Origin of the sequence: Virgisporangium ochraceum, assembly GCF_016863655.1 — a bacterium.
In the GTDB taxonomy this organism is placed as follows: Bacteria; Actinomycetota; Actinomycetes; order Mycobacteriales; family Micromonosporaceae; genus Virgisporangium; species Virgisporangium ochraceum.
The window spans coordinates 1-2,538 of sequence record NZ_BOPH01000174.1 but is presented as its reverse complement, the minus strand read 5'-3'; the positions used below and the strand labels follow the sequence as shown (position 1 = coordinate 2,538).

The following is a 2,538-nucleotide window of genomic DNA, read 5'->3' as shown; positions in this document are numbered from 1 at the left end:
GCCGACGCGCTGCTCCATGCTGCCGTGGAATGGAACGCCACCACAGGATCGTGGCCACCCGAAACTCTCATGCGAATCAAGGAGGTAAAGGACAACCTGTCGGAGTCGGCATTCTCGAAGTCCATTCAAAGTCTGGTGCGGTCTTCTCTGGTGGACTCACTTCTCCAGGTTCTGAACACCAGCCAACCTGAACCACCAACAGACGGCGAAGGATCGCCTGACGACGGCCACTGAACCCATCCACAGATTGACGACGACGGCGTCCTCATCGGGCGCTGGCCGCTCTTGATCACGTATCCGCTCATGCGCGTAAGGCGTTTGGTGTCAAGTGTTTGGGTCGGTGCCTCGTCCGTCGTCTGTCCCTGCATAGCCGTAATGGGGTTGGGTCCCTGCAGCGCGTAACCGGGTTGTTCAGACGACGGGCGGGGCTGCCCATGATGAGCGTCGAGGTGACCGTGGTCCCTCAATGCCGCGTGGGGCTCGCCCCGACCCGAGCTTGACGGCGCCTGACGGTCACGCGGCGACGGGCATCACCGCAGTTGGTTTGGTGCCGTGGGTGGCGATGTCGGCGTTCCACCGCTGCCCGGTGGTCACCACCGCGTGCAACTGGCGCAGGATGGCCGCGGCGATGACAGCTTGGGCCTGGGTAGCGGTGAGCTTGTTGGTCTCCCGCGTGGTCAGATGCTGGAACCGGGCGGCGAAGACCGGGTTGGCCCGTTGGGCGCCCCACACGGCTCGCCAGGCCGCCAGCCGCAGGCTCGGCCGTCCCTGCCCGGTCAGTTTGGTCCGGCCGACGAAGGTACCCGACAGCTTCTCCCGCGGGGCCAGGCCGGCGTGTTTGACCAAGGCCCGGGCGGTGGCGAACCGGTGCAGGTCACCGGTTTCGGCCAGGATCGCGGCCGCGCCGATCGCGGACAGGCCGGTGATCGAGGTGACCAGCCCGGTCAGCCGGAGCTCGTCGAGGATCGTCGTCATCCGTTGCTCGGTGTCCTCGAGCCGGCGGTGGGTCTCCCGCCAGTCGTCGAGTAGGAGTGACACCCGTTCCAGCGCGCCCGGGCGGTGCGCGGTCACGCCCGCAGGGTCGGATAAGGCGGCGAACAGCGCCCGGACGATCCGCAGACAGGGCCGCTGCCGGCCGCGGCGGGTGATCTCCCGCCGGACCGCGGTCTCCAGCCGGGCCAGGCCCAGCCGGCGGGTGCGGGCCAAATCGCCCCCATCCCGCCCGAGGACGACACCGATCGCCGCGGTCCAGGTCAAGGATCGAAACGGCTGCTGCGCCGTGCCCAGAGCGGCCGGCCACACGCACTCCAGCAGCGCCCGCATCTGCTGGACCTGGCTGCCGGACTCCACCAGCAACTGCTCACGGCGCGCACCGAGGTGCCGCAGCCGGCCCCAGGTCTCGTCGACGGGCTCCGGGACGTAGCACCGTAGCTGCGCGGCGAGCCGGGCGATGATGACCGCGTCCTTCTCATCGGTCTTGTCGAAGGTCAGATCCTCGCTGCGTCGAGCCCACGACATCAGCATCGGCTGGACACACACGAACGACATTCCCCGCTGAGCGGCCAGTTGCCAGAGCACCCGCCAGCGGTGACCGGTCGGTTCGCACGCCACCGTGACACCGGCGAACCCCTGCTGAGATGCCTGCCGGCCCGCCCAGTCCAACGCCGTCCCGAGATCCCACGCCCGGCACCGGAACGTCATCTGCTTGCTGTCGGCCAGGTCGATACCGACGATCGCGTTCGCGGTCGGGACCAGCACCCGCAACCGGGCCAGCCGGGCGTTGCGTTTGCGATCACCCCGGGACACGCCGCTACCGTTACCCATGAACGTCCTCCTCATGCGATGGGACACCAAGCCCGACAAGCGCATCAGGAGGACGTTCCTACACCCCGCAACGACACGCACAAACGTCTTTCTATGCCGCCTTCCGGGTGTTGCGGCTGGTGGGATCTGCCCGAGTCGATCTCTGTGGACAATTGCGGAGTGAACGTTGCGCAGTTCGACATGAGGTGGAAACTGACTGGGCCCGGCTGGGCTCGGTTGACCTGGGTTGCCGACGACGAAGCGCTGGAGATCGACACCTCGTACACCGGACACGGACTTCAGAGCCTCCTGCGGGCCGTCGGCGACCTCAAAGGTGGGTCCAGCGCATTCGTCGCGTGGCTGTCCGACGAGCCCTGTGCGCACGTGTTCGTCTTCACAGGTGCGACGGACTACGTCTATGTCCAGGTTCTGCATCTGCCCAACGAATAAGCCGACGATCCGTGGATCGGGGCGAACCGCCGCTGGGCCGGCCGAGTATCCGTGCCCGCCCTGGTCCGAGCGGCCGTCGACATGGCCGAGGCCGTTCACGACAGGCACGGAGACGACGGTTACCAGCGTGTATGGAGGAATATGACGTTCCCGCACCCCGAGGTGGCGGTCCTGCGAGGTGAGATCCCGCAGGATTCGCATCGATTCGACACCGGGACCTGAGAGCCGGGCGCACGCTTCTGCCGCTGGTCGATCACTACCTGATGCATGCCAATTCGCGGGTTG

At 67.0% G+C, this 2,538-nt stretch carries 3 protein-coding genes; 2 read left to right on the top strand and 1 reads right to left on the bottom strand.

The genetic code is table 11. The annotated features are described in order from the left end of the window. On the top strand, positions 1-234 hold a 234-nt coding region (locus Voc01_RS52525), incomplete at its 5' end, for a hypothetical protein (RefSeq protein ID WP_203935323.1). 279 nt (positions 235-513) lie between these two features. On the opposite strand, the gene Voc01_RS52520 is transcribed toward Voc01_RS52525, so the two are convergent. After that, positions 514-1,824, bottom strand: coding sequence for an IS110 family RNA-guided transposase (locus Voc01_RS52520; protein WP_203935322.1), 1,311 nt, complete (start codon positions 1,822-1,824; stop codon positions 514-516). A 159-nt stretch (positions 1,825-1,983) separates the two neighbouring features. On the opposite strand from Voc01_RS52520, the gene Voc01_RS52515 reads away from it, so the two are divergent. Next, a complete protein-coding gene (locus Voc01_RS52515) occupies positions 1,984-2,253 on the top strand; it encodes a hypothetical protein (protein WP_203935321.1) in 270 nt (89 codons plus the stop codon). Positions 2,254-2,538: the final 285 nt, after the last annotated feature.